18 protein-coding genes and 3 tRNA genes are annotated in these 17,161 nt (G+C 40.6%); 14 read left to right on the forward strand and 7 right to left on the reverse strand.

Translation table 11 applies throughout. From position 1 onward, the window contains the following. The first annotated feature begins 40 nt into the window (after positions 1-40). The 8 genes from ccmE (at position 41) to ASU1_RS11960 (ending at position 6,292) form a co-directional block, all read left to right on the forward strand. Positions 41-586, forward strand: coding sequence for a cytochrome c maturation protein CcmE (gene ccmE, locus ASU1_RS11250; RefSeq protein WP_015674472.1), 546 nt, complete (start codon positions 41-43; stop codon positions 584-586). Beyond that, positions 586-2,526, forward strand: a complete 1,941-nt coding sequence (locus ASU1_RS11255) for a heme lyase CcmF/NrfE family subunit (protein WP_015674473.1) — start codon at positions 586-588, stop codon at positions 2,524-2,526. Before ccmE ends, ASU1_RS11255 begins: the two co-directional genes overlap by 1 nt. A gap of 247 nt (positions 2,527-2,773) precedes the next feature. Further along, a tRNA-Ser gene (locus tag ASU1_RS11260) sits at positions 2,774-2,868 on the forward strand. 13 nt (positions 2,869-2,881) lie between these two features. Next, a tRNA-Arg gene (locus tag ASU1_RS11265) sits at positions 2,882-2,958 on the forward strand. Positions 2,959-3,030: 72 nt separating this feature from the next. Next, positions 3,031-3,107 (forward strand) — tRNA-Arg (locus ASU1_RS11270). A 95-nt stretch (positions 3,108-3,202) separates the two neighbouring features. Beyond that, the gene (locus ASU1_RS11275) at positions 3,203-4,501 is read left to right on the forward strand and encodes an NAD(P)/FAD-dependent oxidoreductase (RefSeq protein WP_015674474.1); all 1,299 of its coding nucleotides are present in this window, start codon (positions 3,203-3,205) and stop codon (positions 4,499-4,501) included. Positions 4,502-4,641: 140 nt separating this feature from the next. Continuing rightward, positions 4,642-6,147 carry a membrane-bound lytic murein transglycosylase MltF gene (mltF, locus tag ASU1_RS11280; RefSeq protein WP_015674475.1) on the forward strand — a complete coding sequence of 502 codons (1,506 nt, stop codon included), beginning with the start codon at positions 4,642-4,644 and terminating at the stop codon, positions 6,145-6,147. Between the two features lie 4 nt (positions 6,148-6,151). Then, positions 6,152-6,292, forward strand: coding sequence for a hypothetical protein (locus ASU1_RS11960; protein WP_162859652.1), 141 nt, complete (start codon positions 6,152-6,154; stop codon positions 6,290-6,292). A gap of 61 nt (positions 6,293-6,353) precedes the next feature. Here ASU1_RS11960 and dolP read toward each other — a convergent pair whose 3' ends face one another. The 4 genes from dolP to ASU1_RS11300 are packed head-to-tail and all read right to left on the reverse strand — an operon-like array spanning position 6,354 to position 9,645. After that, on the reverse strand, positions 6,354-6,944 hold the full coding sequence (gene dolP, locus ASU1_RS11285; protein ID WP_015674476.1) for a division/outer membrane stress-associated lipid-binding lipoprotein: 591 nt from the start codon (positions 6,942-6,944) through the stop codon (positions 6,354-6,356). A 19-nt stretch (positions 6,945-6,963) separates the two neighbouring features. After that, positions 6,964-7,542, reverse strand: coding sequence for a D-sedoheptulose-7-phosphate isomerase (locus tag ASU1_RS11290; RefSeq protein ID WP_015674477.1), 579 nt, complete (start codon positions 7,540-7,542; stop codon positions 6,964-6,966). 8 nt (positions 7,543-7,550) lie between these two features. Further along, complete coding sequence (locus ASU1_RS11295) at positions 7,551-7,922, reverse strand: YraN family protein (protein WP_015674478.1); 372 nt, start codon at positions 7,920-7,922, stop codon at positions 7,551-7,553. After that, a complete protein-coding gene (locus tag ASU1_RS11300; protein WP_015674479.1) occupies positions 7,897-9,645 on the reverse strand; it encodes a penicillin-binding protein activator in 1,749 nt (582 codons plus the stop codon). Before ASU1_RS11300 ends, ASU1_RS11295 begins: the two co-directional genes overlap by 26 nt. A gap of 72 nt (positions 9,646-9,717) precedes the next feature. Here ASU1_RS11300 and rsmI point away from each other — a divergent pair, with 72 nt between their 5' ends. Then, the gene (gene rsmI / locus ASU1_RS11305; RefSeq protein ID WP_015674480.1) at positions 9,718-10,572 is read left to right on the forward strand and encodes a 16S rRNA (cytidine(1402)-2'-O)-methyltransferase; all 855 of its coding nucleotides are present in this window, start codon (positions 9,718-9,720) and stop codon (positions 10,570-10,572) included. Between the two features lie 43 nt (positions 10,573-10,615). On the opposite strand, the gene ASU1_RS11310 is transcribed toward rsmI, so the two are convergent. Both ASU1_RS11310 and ASU1_RS11315 read right to left on the reverse strand, forming a co-directional pair. Then, positions 10,616-11,185 (reverse strand): elongation factor P hydroxylase, encoded by a 570-nt coding sequence (locus tag ASU1_RS11310; RefSeq protein WP_005608594.1) that lies wholly within the window; start codon positions 11,183-11,185, stop codon positions 10,616-10,618. A gap of 58 nt (positions 11,186-11,243) precedes the next feature. Then, the gene (locus ASU1_RS11315; RefSeq protein ID WP_015674481.1) at positions 11,244-12,995 is read right to left on the reverse strand and encodes a protein-disulfide reductase DsbD; all 1,752 of its coding nucleotides are present in this window, start codon (positions 12,993-12,995) and stop codon (positions 11,244-11,246) included. A gap of 217 nt (positions 12,996-13,212) precedes the next feature. On the opposite strand from ASU1_RS11315, the gene ASU1_RS11320 reads away from it, so the two are divergent. Further along, the gene (locus tag ASU1_RS11320) at positions 13,213-13,584 is read left to right on the forward strand and encodes a type II toxin-antitoxin system RelE/ParE family toxin (protein WP_005621659.1); all 372 of its coding nucleotides are present in this window, start codon (positions 13,213-13,215) and stop codon (positions 13,582-13,584) included. After that, positions 13,565-13,855, forward strand: coding sequence for a helix-turn-helix domain-containing protein (locus ASU1_RS11325; protein WP_005621656.1), 291 nt, complete (start codon positions 13,565-13,567; stop codon positions 13,853-13,855). The genes ASU1_RS11320 and ASU1_RS11325 overlap by 20 nt, the downstream gene beginning before the upstream one ends. A 67-nt stretch (positions 13,856-13,922) precedes the next feature. On the opposite strand, the gene ASU1_RS11330 is transcribed toward ASU1_RS11325, so the two are convergent. Then, positions 13,923-14,885, reverse strand: coding sequence for a calcium/sodium antiporter (locus ASU1_RS11330; protein ID WP_015674482.1), 963 nt, complete (start codon positions 14,883-14,885; stop codon positions 13,923-13,925). A gap of 72 nt (positions 14,886-14,957) precedes the next feature. Here ASU1_RS11330 and ASU1_RS11335 point away from each other — a divergent pair, with 72 nt between their 5' ends. From ASU1_RS11335 to ASU1_RS11345, 3 genes are all read left to right on the forward strand, one after another. Continuing rightward, a complete protein-coding gene (locus ASU1_RS11335) occupies positions 14,958-15,455 on the forward strand; it encodes a YbhB/YbcL family Raf kinase inhibitor-like protein (RefSeq protein ID WP_015674483.1) in 498 nt (165 codons plus the stop codon). Between the two features lie 227 nt (positions 15,456-15,682). After that, the gene (artP, locus tag ASU1_RS11340) at positions 15,683-16,417 is read left to right on the forward strand and encodes an arginine ABC transporter ATP-binding protein ArtP (protein WP_015674484.1); all 735 of its coding nucleotides are present in this window, start codon (positions 15,683-15,685) and stop codon (positions 16,415-16,417) included. 19 nt (positions 16,418-16,436) lie between these two features. After that, complete coding sequence (locus ASU1_RS11345) at positions 16,437-17,156, forward strand: transporter substrate-binding domain-containing protein (RefSeq protein WP_015674485.1); 720 nt, start codon at positions 16,437-16,439, stop codon at positions 17,154-17,156. Positions 17,157-17,161: the final 5 nt, after the last annotated feature.

Raw genomic sequence — 17,161 nt, forward strand, 5'->3', positions numbered from 1 at the left:
ATTTTTTTGTGCAATCGGCACATTTTGAAAGGTGATTACTATGAATCCAAGACGTAAATCGCGATTGAAAGTGGTGGTTTCAATTTTATTCGGTGTGGCGGTTGCCGCCGGTCTGACGCTTTATGCGCTAAGTAAGAATATCGATTTATTTTATACGCCATCGGAAATTGTAAATGGTAAGAATGATGATCCGAACCAAAAACCGGAAGTGGGTCAACGTATTCGTGTTGGCGGAATGGTTGTGGAAGATACGGTAAAACGTGATGAGAAAACCTTAAAAGTTGAATTTGATGTGAACGATGTTGGACCTTCGATTACGATTGAATACGAAGGTATTTTGCCGGATTTATTCCGTGAAGGGCAAGGCATTGTGGCGCAAGGCGTATTAATTGAGCCGACTCGTTTAAGAGCAACGGAAGTATTGGCGAAGCATGATGAGAACTATATGCCACCGGAGTTAGGTGACAAATTAAAACAAAAACACAATAAGATGGGTGTTTCAGAATCTGATTTAAAAGGTGAATCAGAGCGTGATAGAGCGGAAATAGAAGAGACCCTGAAGACTTTGCAAGGGGAGTCTAAATAATGATTGCGGAATTAGGCAATTATGGCTTAGCACTTGCGTTAGGATTGTCAATTTTATTGGCAATCTTACCGCTTATCGGTGCACAGAAAGGTAATATCACCTTAATGTCGTTAGCTCGCCCGATGACATGGGGAATGTTTCTTGCGTTAACGATTTCATTCGGCTCACTTTTCTATTTATTTGCCGTAAATGATTTTAGTGTGCAGTATGTGGTGAATAACTCGAATTCAACCTTACCGCTACAATACCGTTTATCGGCGGTCTGGGGCTCTCATGAGGGCTCTCTATTGCTTTGGATTTGGCTATTATCACTTTGGGCGGTTGCTGTAGCTGCCTTTAGTCGTCAGATGCCGGAAGAAGCCGTGGCGCGCGTATTGAGTATCATGGGCTTAATTAGTATTGGATTCTTATTATTTATTATTTTTAGTTCGAATCCGTTTGATCGTACCTTCCCTAATTTCCCGGCAGACGGTCGAGAATTAAACCCGATGTTGCAAGATGTCGGCTTAATTTTCCATCCGCCGTTATTATATATGGGATATGTCGGGTTCTCGGTGGCATTCGCCTTTGCGATTGCTTCCCTAATGACCGGCAGATTGGATACCGCTTGGGCACGCTGGTCTCGTCCTTGGACCATGGCAGCTTGGGTATTTTTAACGCTAGGTATCGTGTTAGGTTCTTGGTGGGCTTATTATGAATTAGGCTGGGGCGGCTGGTGGTTCTGGGATCCTGTCGAGAATGCTTCTTTAATGCCTTGGATTGCCGGCACAGCGCTGATTCATTCCTTAGCGGTCACGGAAAAACGCAGTACCTTTAAAGCTTGGACAGTGTTACTTGCTATCTTAGCATTTTCGCTTTGCTTGCTAGGTACGTTCTTGGTGCGTTCAGGCATATTGGTTTCGGTGCATGCGTTTGCGTCGGATCCAACACGTGGTTTATATATCTTGGCTTATTTAGTGCTGGTTATTGGCGGCTCATTATTACTTTATGCCTTCCAAGGTTCGAAAATTAAAAGTTTAGATAATTATGAACGTTATTCACGTGAATCAATGTTGTTAATTAATAATATTTTATTAATGGCATTTTTATCCGTGGTATTTTTAGGTACGATTTTACCGCTAATTCATAAGCAGATCGGTTTAGGCTCAATCTCTATTGGTGCGCCGTTCTTTGATCAAATGTTTGTTATCTTAATGGTACCGTTTGCCTTTATTTTGGGTATCGGCCCATTAGTGAAATGGCGTAGAGATCAAATTTCAGCGATTCGTACGCCGGTACTTATCTCATTAGTATTAATGACGGTGCTTGGTTTTGCATTACCATATTTGTTTGCTGATCGTATTACCGCAACCTCTGTGTTAGGGGTAATGATGGCGGCAATTATCGTTATTTTGAGCTTATATGAATTACATCAACGTGCGACACATCGCCATACCTTCTTTAGCGGCATTTTTAAATTATCTCGTTCGCATTGGGGGATGGTGTTAGCGCATGTTGGGGTAGCGATGACCGTATTTGGTATCGCATTTAGTCAGAATTTTAGTATTGAGAAAGACGTTCGTATGAACGTGGGCGATCAAGTACAAATTCTGGATTACAATTTTGAATTTAAAGGAATCAAGATTACTGACGGAGTGAACTACCAAGGTGGCACAGCAGAAATTGCAATTACTAAAAACGGTGAATATGAAGCAACCTTAAATGCAGAAAAGCGTTTTTATAACGTGAGTAAAATGGGTATGACCGAAGCGGCGATTGATTGGGGTTTTAGCCGAGATCTTTATGCTGCTTTAGGTGAAAAGCTTGAAGACGGCTCATGGGGCGTTCGTTTATATTACAAACCGTTTATTCGTTGGATTTGGCTTGGCGGGTTATTTATGGCGTTAGGCGGTTTATTATGTATGATGGATAAACGCTATCGCGTTCGTATTCATGCCTAAATTGGGTTGAGTTCTTAGTTACACTTAGCGAAGCGGTCGAATTTTCGGATTTTTTTGCAAATCTTTGAAAATTTCGACCGCTTATTTTATAACTCTATGAAAAGGTTGAGAATTATTCACAAAATTGCTGAAAATCACTCTTTTTGTTTGTAATCTAGGCAAACGTCTAATTTTTTCTAATTTTTAAGAAAAAGGGTTTGACATATTTCTAAATTCTAGTAATATGTGCGCCACAGACACAGTGAGTGGTGAGATGGCCGAGCAGGCTGAAGGCGCTCCCCTGCTAAGGGAGTATAGGGTTCAAAAGCTCTATCGAGGGTTCGAATCCCTCTCTCACCGCCATTTACTTTATCACGCACCCGTAGCTCAGCTGGATAGAGTACTCGGCTACGAACCGAGCGGTCAGAGGTTCGAATCCTCTCGGGTGCGCCATTTTAATTTTTACTCTATTCAAATTAAAATGGTCGCTGATAAAACTAAATAACTCACCATTCAAAATACAACGCACCCGTAGCTCAGCTGGATAGAGTACTCGGCTACGAACCGAGCGGTCAGAGGTTCGAATCCTCTCGGGTGCGCCATTTCAAACATTCAAATCTTTTTCGTAATTCAGCAAATTTTCCAATAATTTTAAAATTTATCCTTTACGGATTAGATGCATTTTATTGATGATTTTATGCTTAAATTTGCTTATCAAGAACATTTTAAATCTTACTATTACGATTCTCGTAACTTATCGCTTCAATTTCCTTCTATTAGTGCAGATCAAGATGCTGATGTTTGTATCATTGGTGCCGGGTTTCTTGGCTTATCCACAGCACTTGAGTTAGCAGAAAAAGGTAAAAAAGTTATTATCTTAGAGGGTGCACGAGTTGGCTTCGGTGCATCCGGTCGTTCCGGTGGTCAAGCGATTAACGGTTTTGAAGATGGCATTGATGAATATATTGAACAGGTCGGTTTAGAGAAAGCGCACAGATTATGGCAAATGTCATTAGAAGCGATCGATATCATTGATGAGCGTGTAAAAAAACATCATATCCAATGTGATTGGAAAAAGGGATATGCGACGTTGGCGCTCAATCATCGCCGCATGGATGACTTGATTGCTATGGAACAAGCAAGCCGAGAGACCTTTGGCTATCAGCAAATGCAGCTTTGGGATAAAACACAACTTAAGCAACATTTAGGCAGCGATATTTATGTCGGTGCTTTATTTGATAGTAACTCAGGTCACTTGCATCCGTTAAATTATTGCTTAGGTCTAGCGCAAGCCTGTGTTAACGCCGGCGTGGTCATTTATGAACATTCGCCAGCGACTGAAATTCGAAGTGTAAGTGAGAGTAAAGCGGTCGTTTTTTCCGAAAAATTTACCATTTCGTGTGAATCAGTGGTTTTAGCAACTAATGCCTATATTGATGCGCTTTCTAAAAAGCTCACGTTTGGTATTGAGAAAAAAATTCTACCGGTCGAAAGCTTTATTATTGCTACAGAACCACTGTCTCAGGCAATGGCGGATAGTCTTATCAATAATGGTATGTCTGTTTGCGATAACAATTTATTGTTGGATTATTACCGCTTATCTGCAGATAACCGTTTGTTGTTTGGATCGGATTCTAGTACTAATGTGGATATGGTGGCAAAAATGCGCTCAGAAATGTTGGCGGTATTTCCACAATTAGAAGATGCCAAAATTGATTATGGTTGGGGCGGGCCGATTGATATGACGCTGAACTCAACCCCTCATTTTGGGCGGATTAAACCGAATATCTACTTTGCTCAAGGTTTTTCAGGGCATGGTGTTGCTTTAACCGGATTAGCCGGACGAATTATTCAAGAAGCAATTTTAGGCAATGACGAACGATTAGCGCTTTTTGAGAGTTTGAAAGTACCGAGTCTTTATGGCGGTAAATGGGTAAAAAGAATGGCATTGAAGGTTGGTATTCCTTATTATCGTTTTTTAGATAAATATAAATAATACTAATAAAATCAAGGACGTAAGTATTCGCTTACGTCTTTTTTAATTTTTACACCGCATAAATCTGGAAGCGGGTTATTTCGCAATGTACAAAATTCAGCTAGACTTGCGAACTAAAGGGAAATAATGAGGATTTCATATTGAAAGGATTACTAGCACGATTATTTGTTGGTATGGCATTGTTGTTATGGGCATGGGATATGGTTTACCCTTGGCAGCAGCTCATGCAGGCAGAGGAGAATCGTTATGGACAGATTCAACAGCGACAAGTATTAAAAGTAGGAATGATCAACCATCCACTTTCTTATTTTGTCGGAGCGGATGGTACAGCCGGTATTGAGTATGAATTGGCAAAATCGTTTTCTGAGTACTTAGGTGTCGGTTTAGAAGTTAAATCATTTGAACACAGTGAACAGCTTTTTAAGGCATTAAAAGAGAATAAAATTGATATTGCTGCTGCCGGTTTATTGTATCAGCCTGAGTTAGGCGAACAATTTCAAATTGGTGCAACCTATTATTCGGCTTCATGGCAAGTAGCATATAAAAAAGGTAAAACAAGACCGTATAAATTAGCAGATCTGCAAGATGAGTTGGTAGTGCCGTCTGGTTCTGCAGTGTTGCCTATTTTACAGAAGCTAAAGGAAGAGCATCCTAAGCTACGTTGGCATACGACAGATCAATTCACTCAAGAAGAATTGTTATTGCAAGTGGCAGAAGGAAAGATCCCTTATACGGTGGCTGTTTCCGTCGATATTTCTGCGGCTCAACATATTAGCCCGAATATTGCGGTTGGGTTTGATTTAACCGATGAAATGCCGGTACTTTGGTATTTGCCAAGCAGTTCATACAGTGAATTACAAGCGGCAGTGCTGGATTTCATGGATAATGCAAATGAGACGGGCTTGATTTCACGTATTGAGGAAAAATATTTTAATCATTTGTCTCGCTTTGATTATGTCGATACTCAAAGTTATTTAAATGCAATTAAATCGGTATTACCTAAATATCAACCGTTATTCGAAAAGTATCGAGGTGATTTAGAATGGCAAATGTTAGCGGCAATTGCTTATCAAGAATCGCATTGGGATCCGAGTGCAACTTCACCGACCGGTGTGCGTGGCATGATGATGTTGACACGGGATACAGCGGATAGAATGAAAATTACCGATCGAACAAATGCGGAACAAAGCATTCGTGCCGGTTCGGAATATTTGCATCTGTTAATGGGACAAATTCCAGAAACTGTACCGAAGGAAGATCGTATTTGGTATGGGTTAGCGGCTTATAATATGGGATTAGGGCATTTATTAGATGTTAGACGTTTAACCAAACAGCTCGGTGGCGATCCGGATAATTGGTTGGACGTGAAGAAAAATTTACCGCTTTTAGCGGAGAAACGCCACTATAGCCGCTTAAAATACGGGTATGCAAGAGGTTTTGAGGCTTTTCAATACGTAGAGAATATTCGTCGTTATTATAGTAGTATAATAAATCATCAACGTGTTGAAGAGCAGAAAGTACAGGCGTTACAGCTTTCGAAGCAACAAGCTCAAGAAAGTCAGTTATTGGAAGCTTCTCCAATAGCCCCTTTTACGGATAAAATGCTAACTCAACCGGAACAATCCAACGAAGTCATTAAGGAATAGTTTTATGAGAAAACGTAAACTGAAAAGTAGAAAAACCTTAGCGCGTAACAATAAATCTCGTCGAATTTTGCAAATTCTAAAGAGAAAACGTCGGATTGCAGCTCGCCATAGTTTAGCTTTTATGATGTTGCAGAATGAAGAATAGCCAGTTAGGTGAAAACTTAAGTTATAAAAAAACCGTCCTTTAAGGACGGTTTTTTTACGTTCTATTGTGCATAGCTAATCACTTTAATAACTTTGCTGACACCACTTACTGTACGAGCTGCTTCTGCTGCTGCATCTGCTTGGGTTGGTGAAAGTTTTCCGACTAAGAACACTTCTCCATTTTCAGTAATGACTTTCACTTCTGTTGATTTTACTTCCGAATTAATCAGTAATTTTGATTTCACTGCGGTAGTAATCCAGCTATCAATAGAGATCTGACCAACACCAATTTTTGAGCCGGTACGAATTTCATTATATATTTCAGTAACACCTTCTGCGCCGGCAGCAAGATTCTTCGCATTTTCAACCGCATCAAACCCCGGAGCTTGACCGATTAGCAATACTTTACCATTGTAAGCGACTACATTAATGCGAGCTTCTTGTTTCAGTTGTTCATCTTTATTGATATTGTAAGCAACACGTTCTTCTAAGATCTCATCATCCACTTGTGTGCCGGTAGAACGAGGATCGGTTGCTACTTTAGTTGCAATAGCTGCGGAAGTAACTACAGTTGTTGCAATACAACCTTGTAATGATAAGAGGCTTACAGCGAATAAACTCGCTACACTGATTCGTTTGGCTAAAGTAAGCATAACAATATCCTTCTAAATGTTAAGAAAAGAGTAACTGGTCAACTAATTCACAGAGTAAGTTTACACAGAATTGATGGCCTTCGATAATTCGTAATTCATTACTGGAAGGCATTGAAATTTCAAGGTCGTGATCGTCAAGCAAACCTTGTGTATGGTCATTACGGCTACTGGTAAATGCTAAAACTTCTAAACCTTCATTTTTTGCAGAATGTAGCGCATTTAAGACCGCTTCTTCATCGCCTAGAGGCGAAAAACTAATAAATAAGTCTCCCTCTTTTGCAATTGCTTGTAGCTGTTTACGATAGATTTGCGTAAGGTCGTTATCTTGTGCAATTACCCCTGCCAACACACCGTCAAATTGCAATAATTGAGCTGCAAAGCTTGGGCGCGCAAGATCGTATTTATGTAATAAATGGCTGACTAAAAGCTGTGCGTTCGCATATGAACGCCCGTGTCCGCATACAATAATCTTATTACCTCTCAATAAACAGGCAACAATGCGATTTGCGGCTTCGCTAAGCGTTTTAGGCAGTAATTCCGCCGCTGCAATCTGGATCTGGATGCTTTCGGTAAAGCGATCTTGTATTTTTTCTAGCATGAAAAGAACTATCCTAAAAAATTGGGGATCCAAAGAGGCGGATCATTTCCTTCAAAGGCAACAACATCAAAGCGACAGTTTGCCGTGTCTAAGCTCTGTTTACGTTGCGTAAACAGCCACATATTTGCGGCATCTAACCATTTTTGTTGTTTTCGGTAATCAATACTTTCGACTGCAGAGCCGAAGCGCTTACTTTTACGTTGGCGAACTTCTACAAAAACCAAGGTTTCACCTTGTTGCATAATAAGATCAAGTTCGCCGCATTTAAAAGTCTGATTAGCCGCAATGAATTTCAGCCCTTGCCCTTCTAAAAAGGCACGGGCTTTATCTTCAAAACAAGCACCTTGAGAACGCTTAGTTAGCGCTTTGAACAGCACCATTACGATATTGCAACCAAGTCATTTCACGTTCGATATTACAATTCGGACCTGCAGTTAAGTTGCCTGTTAAACCGGAGACACTGTAACCCGGAATTTGGCGGAACTCATTAAATTTATTCGCAAGTGCCCAAGCATCGGAACCCATTGCATATAAGCGCATCATTGAGAAATCGCTTGCCGCTAGGCTATCTGCTTTTTTGTATTCATCCGAATCTGTGTCAGACAATAATGGAATTTCGCTGAATTTTACGCCTTCCATCGAAGTACGGAACTCAATCCCGTTATTCGGTGAGTTACTACGTGAAGAGGTATAAATAGCAAGCTGTCCGGCTAGCACCGAGTTATCAACGCCTTGTTTTAATTCAAGTAATTGTTCAGCTGTACCTAGTGCGTATAATGCCGCGCCTTGAATACTGCCTGAGTTTTGAATAGCCACAACAGAATCTTGTGGGATGTTGTAATAACGAACATCTGCATCCGTATTGGTTAATTGTCTCCAGCGTTGAGCAAACGCATCAGCAGAACGTTGTCCGAAATCATCTTGCGGTGCTGCAACAATCGCACGAGAGTAACCGTCACGATATAAACGATCTGCACCTGCTCTTGCTTCAGCTTCCGGTGATAAACCGTAGTAACATACGCCCGGAATCGCTTTAACATTTGGGGTTGAGTTTAGCGCTAACACGTTAACACCTTTAATTTCAGGGCTGATGAGCATTTCATCAACACGAGATTTAAGTAACGGCCCGATAATTGTTTGTGCGCCTTGTTGTTTTGCTTGCGCTAAAATACTTTCAACAGAACCGCTATCAGTATCATAGGTTTGTACTGCAATTGAGTCGCTACCTTTGGCGTCATTAAAGCCTTTTTTGATGATATCGCCTAAAATTTTCGCATCACCACTTAATGGTAAAAGTAACGCAACGCCATTTAATTGAGTTTGTTGGAAGTTTGATACATTTTGTAGTTCAGCCGGCATAAAAGAAACCGCACTGTGATTAGGATACAGTTGCTTCCAGTTATTGATACCTTGTGGCATTTGTGCCGGTGTTGAAACGTTTTGGTTATATACCGCAATAAGCGCTAGCCAACCTGCAAATTCCGTTTCGCCTGGGCCTGCGCTTGCGACTGAAAGCACACCTTTATTGGCATTACGTAATAATGCCCAAATTTGGTCATTATTTTCTTGGCGTAAACGATTTTCAGAGAATTGTGCGCTCATCAAAGAACGGGCACGTACCGCTTCGATAACATCTTTGTTATTTTCCGCAATACGCGCTTGAGTTTGGTGATAACGTAACAATTGTGACTTGCTTAACAATGCGATTGGCACAAGTTTAAGTTGTGCTACTGCCTGAGCGTTGTTGGCTTGTAAAGCGGAAAGCTGCGCCGCAACTAAGTTATATTCGACTTTTTGAATTTCATTTTTTTGAATTTCAGCAAGCGAAGCATTTAATTCATCAAACATATTTTGTGCTTCGAACGCTTTATTTTCATCAATCAATTTACGAATTGCGAGTAAGCGATAAGTGATTTTATCTTCTTTATCCGTCGCTTGCTCCGCTTTATTGATATAAAACTCAGAAGTTGCGTACGCTTCATTTTTTACCGTTTTTGTTAACGGGTTTTCAAAAAAACTTGTACCGGTACAAGCAGAAAGAAAAAGTGCCATTGCCGTTGGGACAAAGACAGTTTTTAGTTTCTGTTTTAAAATAGTCGCCATTGTATTGCTCCTAATAGACTATAATAGGCAGAATAATGTTGAAATCTTACTTACCAAACGAGTGAAAAGCAAATGAAAAACGAACAAAACGGCACTTTGTATATTGTCGCAACGCCAATCGGTAACCTTGGAGATATAACTCAACGAGCATTAGACACTTTTGCCCAAGTCGATTTAATTGCTGCGGAAGATACCCGTCATAGCGGTTTATTACTTAGTCATTATGGCATCAAAAAACCGTTTTTTGCCTTACATGATCATAATGAACAACAAAAAGCTGCCGTATTAGTCGAAAAATTACAACAAGGGCTGAATATTGCCCTGATTTCCGATGCCGGAACGCCATTAATTAGTGATCCGGGTTTCCACTTGGTGCGCCATTGCCGCCAAGCCGGAGTCAAAGTCGTGCCATTACCCGGAGCTTGTGCGGCGATTACTGCACTTTGTGCTTCCGGTATTGCCTCTGACCGCTTTTGTTTTGAAGGGTTCTTACCGGCTAAGACAAAATCACGCTGCGATAAATTAGCGGAAGTGGCTGATGAAGCACGCACACTGATTTTTTATGAATCAACTCATCGCATTTTAGATACGCTTGAAGATATGCAGAAAATGTTGGGCGCTGATCGTTATGTGGTGATGGCTCGTGAAATTACCAAAACGTGGGAAACCATTCACGGCGATACGTTGGCAAATTTAATTGCATGGTTAAATGAAGACAGCAATCGCATTAAAGGTGAGATTGTGTTAGTGGTGGAAGGAAAAACGCAACAAGACGATGAAGAATTTTCCACCCAAGCGGTTAAATTACTCGGTTTACTTTGCCAAGAATTACCGCTGAAAAAAGCGGCGGCAATCGTAGCGGAGACTTTCGGCTATAAAAAGAATGCACTTTATCAATACGGTTTGGAACATCTCTCCGATAACTAAAATACAAGCGGTTAAATTTCCTAAAAATTTAACCGCTTGTTTGTTAGATTCTCGCCAAATCAAAATTTGCTAAATCAATTTTATCCTCTGTGCCGTAGAATTCGGCTAACGCTTTACGTAGCGTTTCGGCACGTTTGGGTAAATAACCACGCTCCGCATAAATTTTTACTTGATCAAAAACTGCTTGTTTAAACGCGGAATTATCGCCCGGATTACCGGAAAGATTATCCGCACTGGCAAAATAGCGGAAGCCGGCAGCGGTTGCCAACACCCATTCAATCGCTTGCGGTTTAACTTCCACTGATTCAAATTCACGCTGACGTTCTGCCGAGCGTCCGTCCGGTTCGTACCAATAGCCGAAATCTTCTAATTTACGGCGTTCAGTTCCTGCCACAAGCCAATGGGCAATCTCATGTAATGCACTGCTGTAATAGCCGTGTGCAAATAAAATCACGTTGTACGGGCGATCGGATTTCACGCCGTCTTCATCTAAAAATGCGGGTAAGTAAATCGGGTAGTCTTCGCCCTTTTCTAAGCGAGTATTGTATTCTTCGGCGAAACATTCATCGAAAATACGAATAATGTCTTCAATTTTATGATTGTCTTGGTTCATAGCAAACTTATTGTGATTAATAAAAAAATGGCACAGGCGATTGACTTGTGCCATAAGATTATAACTGATTTAGCCAATTTAAAAATTGATTTGCTTCTAAGAAGCCGGTAACTCTTGATTGCGTCAGTTCATTACCGTTCTCATCAAAGAATAAAATGGTCGGTAAACCTAGTACGTTGAAGTGTTTCATCAGCTCATCGTTTTGTGGCGAATTATTGGTCATATCCACTTGCAGCACCACCATTTCAGCCAATTTTTGCTGTACAGCTTGGTCGGTAAAAGTGTATTTCTCAAATTCCTTACACGCTACACACCAGTCAGCGTACAGATCTAACATCACTTTTTTGCCTTGTGAAGCGGTCAATTTTGCTTGTAATTCTGCAAGTGATTGCACGCGTTCAAAGGCTAAGTGGTTGCTTACTTGTGCCGAATGGCTACTGTTACCTTGATTCCACACTAAATTCGCCCAAGGGTAAGAAGCAAGCGCAAATGTAAAAAATAGTAGAATTCTGACCGCTTGTTTGATGACACCTTGTGCCGGAATCACGCTAATCAACCAGCCAACAAACACCATTGCCAGCGCCGACCACATCAACGGCTCATAATGGCTTGGTAAAATACGGCTAAGTAAAAAGACCGGTAAAGCTAACATCACAAACCCGAAGGCGGTTTTGACTTTCAATAACCAATCGCCCGATTTCGGCAAAATACGGTTACCGAATAAGGTAATCAGAATTAACGGAATTCCCATTCCTAAAGCTAATAAATAGAGTGCTAATCCGCCTGTGAGTAAGTCCCCACTTTGGGCAACATACAGTAATGCACCGGATAATGGCGCGGAAGTACAAGGTGAAGCGACTAAACCGGCAATCATCCCCATCACAAATACACTACCAAATGCACCGCCTTGCTGTTTCTGACTCATCGCATTCAGTTTTTGTTGCCATGAATTCGGCAAACGGATTTCAAATAAGCCGAACATCGAAGCGGCTAAAATGGTGAATAGAATCGCAAGCGAAATCAGTACCGGCGGACTTTGCAACGCCACTTGGAACGGTAAGCCGATCGCCGCCACCACTAAACCTAATAGCGTATAAGTAAGCGCCATACCTTGTACATAAGCAAAGCTGAGTAATAATGCTTTAAACGTGTTAGGGCGTTGCTTATTGCCAATCACAATTGCAGATAATAACGGCAACATTGGCAAGACGCACGGGGTAAAGGCTAAACCGATACCCAGTACAAAGAACCAGAAAATCGATAAACGATTGTTCGCTAAGTTCTCGGCAAGCTGATCCTGTTCCGCTTTCGGCGCATTAGCCTGTGGCTGAGAAGCGGTTGAATTTTCACTATTTTTTGCAAAATTTTGTGCGGAATCGACCGCTTGTTGCCCGTCTAATGCAATGCTGACCGTTTCAGGCGGGTAGCAAAAACCTTTGGTACAGCCTTGGTAACGAACCGAAAGACTACTGTTTGCTTGTGCCGCAGAGAATGTTACCGGCAGCGTAAGCTGATCACGGAAAATTTCGACATCACCAAAAAATTCATCATGATAATTTTCCGCAGCAGGGAAAGCTAACGGCTGGATTTCAGCATTTTGTGGCGTGACTTGTATTTCTTTTTTATACAGATAATAGCCGTCTGCAATTTGCCAATTCAGCTCAATTTGATTATCGGATTTCGGTGTCGCCGAAAAAGCGAAAGCCTCTGCGCCGCTTAAATATTTTGGCTGATTATTGCCAAACAAGCCGGCATGTGCGGGAAGTGTTAGCGCTAAGCTAACAAATAAGAGAATGAAACGTTTCAACATACGAATTAATACAAATAATAAAGGTGCGATATTTTACCTAAAAGGTGCGATATTGTAATGCAAATAGGTAAAGTCGAGAAAAGTTATGATTTCTTACCAAAATATAGTCTTTAATTAATAATGGTAAAGATTGACAAAAAATTACCTTAAATATTGAGAAAGTTGTTCGATAAAGCCATAATAAATTTACGCGTTTTAATTCAGAGGAGAAAAAACGATGTATGAAATAGTCTTTTATCGAGACCGACGTGGGCGAGAACCCGTCAAGGAATTCCTGCAGGAATTTATTAATGAACAACAAGACGAAAATCGAGAGCGTTTGCACAAAATTAGTCATCATTTGACGATTTTACATTTGCACGGCACTCGAGCAGGCGAAAGTTATATTAAGCATTTAGAAGATCGTATTTGGCAGTTACGTCCAATTAGCGATTGTTTGCTCTTCGCCGGTATTGTACGAGGTCAGTTTGTATTGTTGCATCATTTCGCCAAAAGCAGTAGTCGGCTTCCTAAGCGTGAGCTTGAGCGAGCAAAAAGTCGTTTGGCAGATCTACAGGAGAGGATAAAAGATGAGCCCCATTGGTTCTAGTTGGACATCATTTGAACGAGAAGTGTTTAATGAGTTGGAAATGGAAGAAAACCATTTTCGTGTTAAATTGATTCTTGAAATTATTGAGACCCGACAGGCGTTAGGTATTTCACAACGTAAATTAGAAAAACTAAGTGGCGTAAAACAATCGATGATAGCCCGGGTTGAAAAGGGAAGCTCCAATCCTTCTCTTGGTACGTTACTAAAATTACTGGTGCCGCTGGGGAAAACATTACAAATCGTGCCTTTAGACGATACTCATTCTAAATAAAGACAAACAAGCGGTCGAATTTGCATAAAATTTTGCAAATTCGACCGCTTGTTCTATTTAGATATGATTATAGTGCGGTTTTAAGTAAGTAGAGGGTATAGCCGATATAACATAATAGGAAAATACCGCCTTCTAGACGTGTAATCTTAGCTTGTTTTTTCTTAAAGCTGTAAGCAAAGAAGAAAAGTAATAACGTTAAGGCAAACATCACTAACATATCACGAGAGAATACCGCTGATTCTACCTGCATCGGTTCAATTGCGCCGGCAATACCGACAACCGCAAGGGAGTTGAACAGGTTTGAACCAACGATATTGCCTACCGCTAAATCCGATTCACCTTTGCGAGCGGCAATGATTGATGATGCTAATTCCGGTAATGATGTACCGATTGCCACAATCGTTAAGCCAATCACCAAATCACTTACGCCAAAGTATTTCGCTACTTCAACCGCCCCCCAGACAAGTAATTGTGAACTTGCCATTAAAAACGCTAAACCGATCGCAACCCAAAAGAGTGCTTTTTTAAGTGGTAATTGTTCCGTTTGAAGCGATTCTGTTTGTGCTAACGCATCATCTTTATTGCGTAAGCCAACCCAAATCGTCCAGCCCATATATAGCGTAAAAATCACCAATAAAATGACCGCTTCTAGCTGAGTGACTTGCGCATCAAACAACATATAAGCGGAGATTACCGTTACTAAAATCAGGATCGGTAATTCACGTTTAATCACTTCCGAAGCTACCATAATGGGCTTAATTAACGCAGTAACCCCTAAGATAAGGGCAATATTAGTAATATTAGAGCCGTAAGCATTACCAAGTGCAATGCCTGATGCGCCTTTTAGCGCTGAAGATGCCGAAACAATCATTTCCGGAGCGGATGTACCGAAACCGACAATCACAATACCGATTAACAACGGAGACATGCCAAAATGGCGAGCAGATGAAGCTGCGCCTTCTACAAATTTATCTGCACTCCAAACGAGTAAAATTAAGCCAATTACAATGGCAAGAGAAGCGTATAACATTAGGTTTCCTACGAGTAAAAATGGGCGTATAGTATAGGTTAATTTTTAACTATTGACTATAAGGAACCAGCGATGAAAGTGATTAGTTCAGCAATCAAAAATGGGGCGTTTGAAGACCAATACGGTAAACGTGGTAGCCAATTTAGTCCAAATGGAATGCCGAGTTATTCCATTCCGTTTGAAATTAGCGATGCACCGCAAGGTACGAAATCTTTTGCTGTTGTTTTGGAAGATAAAGATGCGATTACTGCAAGCGGTTTTGTCTGGATTCATTGGTTAATTGCCGATTTAGAACGCACCAAAATTGCCGAAAACGAAAGTCTAACGGCAACTGATTTTGTACAAGGTGCTAACTCGTGGGCAAGTAAATTAGGTAATTTCTCGATCGAAGAAGCTTCAAATTATGGCGGCATGGCACCACCGAATTGCAAACACCGCTATGAACTTATTGTTTATGCGTTGGATACCAAGCTGAATTTAACTTCCGGTTTCCGTTTTAACGATCTGCATTTTGCAATGCAAGACCATATCTTAGCTACAGCAAGTGTAATGGGAACTTATGACGTTTAAGCGTTAAGCTAATTGCTGGTGGTGCATTGAACAGACAGCACGAGTGAGGACACTCCGCCGGCATGGTAAAACTTTTGAGAAAAATGACCGCTTGTTATATTTAATTTTATTGCAAGCGGTTATTTTTTATAAAATTTTTACAAAATCATAAGAAAAACATCTTGCATAATTATGCAATAAAAATTAGTATTCATTCAGTTATTTGAAATATACAGGATTTTAAACGAATGGCAATTCGCATTCACAACGTCAACTTTTTTTACGGTTCAAGCCAAGCATTATTCGATATTAATTTAGATATCGAAAAAGGCGATACGGTAGTGCTGTTAGGTCCGAGCGGTGCGGGTAAAAGTACCCTGATTCGCACGCTAAACTTAATGGAAATTCCACAATCAGGTACGCTTGAAATCGCACAACATAAATTCAATCTTTCAGCAAAAACCGATGCCAAAGAAATTGCATTATTACGCCGTGAAGTTGGTATGGTGTTTCAGCAGTACCATTTATGGCCGCATTTAAGTGTGATGCAAAACTTGATTGAAGCGCCGATGAAGGTGTTAGGCTTAACTAAAGATGAAGCGGTACAGCGTGCTAAATCGCATTTGGAGCGTTTACGTTTAGGCGAATTTGCCGATCGTTTTCCATTACAGTTATCCGGTGGTCAGCAACAACGTGTGGCAATTGCCCGTGCATTAATGATGCAGCCACAGGTGTTATTATTTGACGAGCCGACTGCCGCACTTGACCCGGAAATTACCGCACAAGTGGTTGATATTATTAAAGAACTGCAAGGAACCGGTATTACCCAAGTTATCGTTACCCACGAGGTCGGTGTAGCTCGTAAAGTGGCTACCAAAGTGGTGTATATGGAAAAAGGCAAAATTATCGAACAAGGCGGAGCGGACTGCTTTGAACATCCGAAAACTGCTCAATTTGAAAATTATCTTTCTCACTCAGAATAATTATATGCAAGGACACATTATGAAAAAATTATTATTAGCATCAGCCATCGCACTTAGTGCATTTCCAGTACAAGCAAAAGATTTAACCTTTGCTATGGAACCTAGCTATCCGCCGTTTGAATTAACCAATGAAAAAGGTGAAATCATCGGTTTTGATGTAGATATTGCCAATGCAATCTGTAAAGAAATCCAAGCAAATTGTTCATTCAAAAGTCAATCATTTGACGGTTTAATTCAAGCGGTAAAACAAAAACGTATTGATGCGGCGATCTCTGCGATTGATATTACCGAAGCACGTGCAAAACAAGTGGCTTTCACTGAAGCTTATTACGATAGTTCGGCAAGCTTTATCGCAGTAAAAGGTAAAGCAGATTTAAATACGGCTAAAAACGTGGGTGTACAAAACGGTACGACTTTCCAACAATATGTCGTAGCGGAAGCAAAACAATATGCACCGAAATCATACGCTTCATTACAAGATGCAGTGTTAGATTTAAAAAATGGTCGTATTGATATTATCTTCGGTGATACAGCGGTATTAGCTGATATGCTATCAAAAGAAGCGGAACTTTCATTTGTAGGTGAAAAAGTAACCAATCAAAAATATTTCGGTAACGGCTTAGGTATTGCGGTCAATAAATCAAATAGCGAGTTAGTTGCGGAATTAAATAAAGGTTTAGCGGCAATTAAAGCAAATGGTGAATACCAAAAAATCTACGATAAATGGATGACTAAATAATTTTT

Source organism: Actinobacillus suis ATCC 33415, from assembly GCF_000739435.1.
GTDB lineage: Bacteria > Pseudomonadota > Gammaproteobacteria > Enterobacterales > Pasteurellaceae > Actinobacillus > Actinobacillus suis.

Coding starts and splice junctions, on each gene's coding strand:
- ccmE (WP_015674472.1), top strand. CDS start 41: ATGAATCCAAGACGTAAATCGCGATTGAAAGTGGTGGTTTCAATTTTA.
- ASU1_RS11255 (WP_015674473.1), top strand. CDS start 586: ATGATTGCGGAATTAGGCAATTATGGCTTAGCACTTGCGTTAGGATTG.
- ASU1_RS11275 (WP_015674474.1), top strand. CDS start 3,203: ATGCTTAAATTTGCTTATCAAGAACATTTTAAATCTTACTATTACGAT.
- ASU1_RS11960 (WP_162859652.1), top strand. CDS start 6,152: ATGAGAAAACGTAAACTGAAAAGTAGAAAAACCTTAGCGCGTAACAAT.
- dolP (WP_015674476.1), bottom strand. CDS start 6,944: ATGCTTACTTTAGCCAAACGAATCAGTGTAGCGAGTTTATTCGCTGTA.
- ASU1_RS11290 (WP_015674477.1), bottom strand. CDS start 7,542: ATGCTAGAAAAAATACAAGATCGCTTTACCGAAAGCATCCAGATCCAG.
- ASU1_RS11295 (WP_015674478.1), bottom strand. CDS start 7,922: ATGGTGCTGTTCAAAGCGCTAACTAAGCGTTCTCAAGGTGCTTGTTTT.
- ASU1_RS11300 (WP_015674479.1), bottom strand. CDS start 9,645: ATGGCGACTATTTTAAAACAGAAACTAAAAACTGTCTTTGTCCCAACG.
- rsmI (WP_015674480.1), top strand. CDS start 9,718: ATGAAAAACGAACAAAACGGCACTTTGTATATTGTCGCAACGCCAATC.
- ASU1_RS11310 (WP_005608594.1), bottom strand. CDS start 11,185: ATGAACCAAGACAATCATAAAATTGAAGACATTATTCGTATTTTCGAT.
- ASU1_RS11315 (WP_015674481.1), bottom strand. CDS start 12,995: ATGTTGAAACGTTTCATTCTCTTATTTGTTAGCTTAGCGCTAACACTT.
- ASU1_RS11320 (WP_005621659.1), top strand. CDS start 13,213: ATGTATGAAATAGTCTTTTATCGAGACCGACGTGGGCGAGAACCCGTC.
- ASU1_RS11325 (WP_005621656.1), top strand. CDS start 13,565: ATGAGCCCCATTGGTTCTAGTTGGACATCATTTGAACGAGAAGTGTTT.
- ASU1_RS11330 (WP_015674482.1), bottom strand. CDS start 14,885: ATGTTATACGCTTCTCTTGCCATTGTAATTGGCTTAATTTTACTCGTT.
- ASU1_RS11335 (WP_015674483.1), top strand. CDS start 14,958: ATGAAAGTGATTAGTTCAGCAATCAAAAATGGGGCGTTTGAAGACCAA.
- artP (WP_015674484.1), top strand. CDS start 15,683: ATGGCAATTCGCATTCACAACGTCAACTTTTTTTACGGTTCAAGCCAA.
- ASU1_RS11345 (WP_015674485.1), top strand. CDS start 16,437: ATGAAAAAATTATTATTAGCATCAGCCATCGCACTTAGTGCATTTCCA.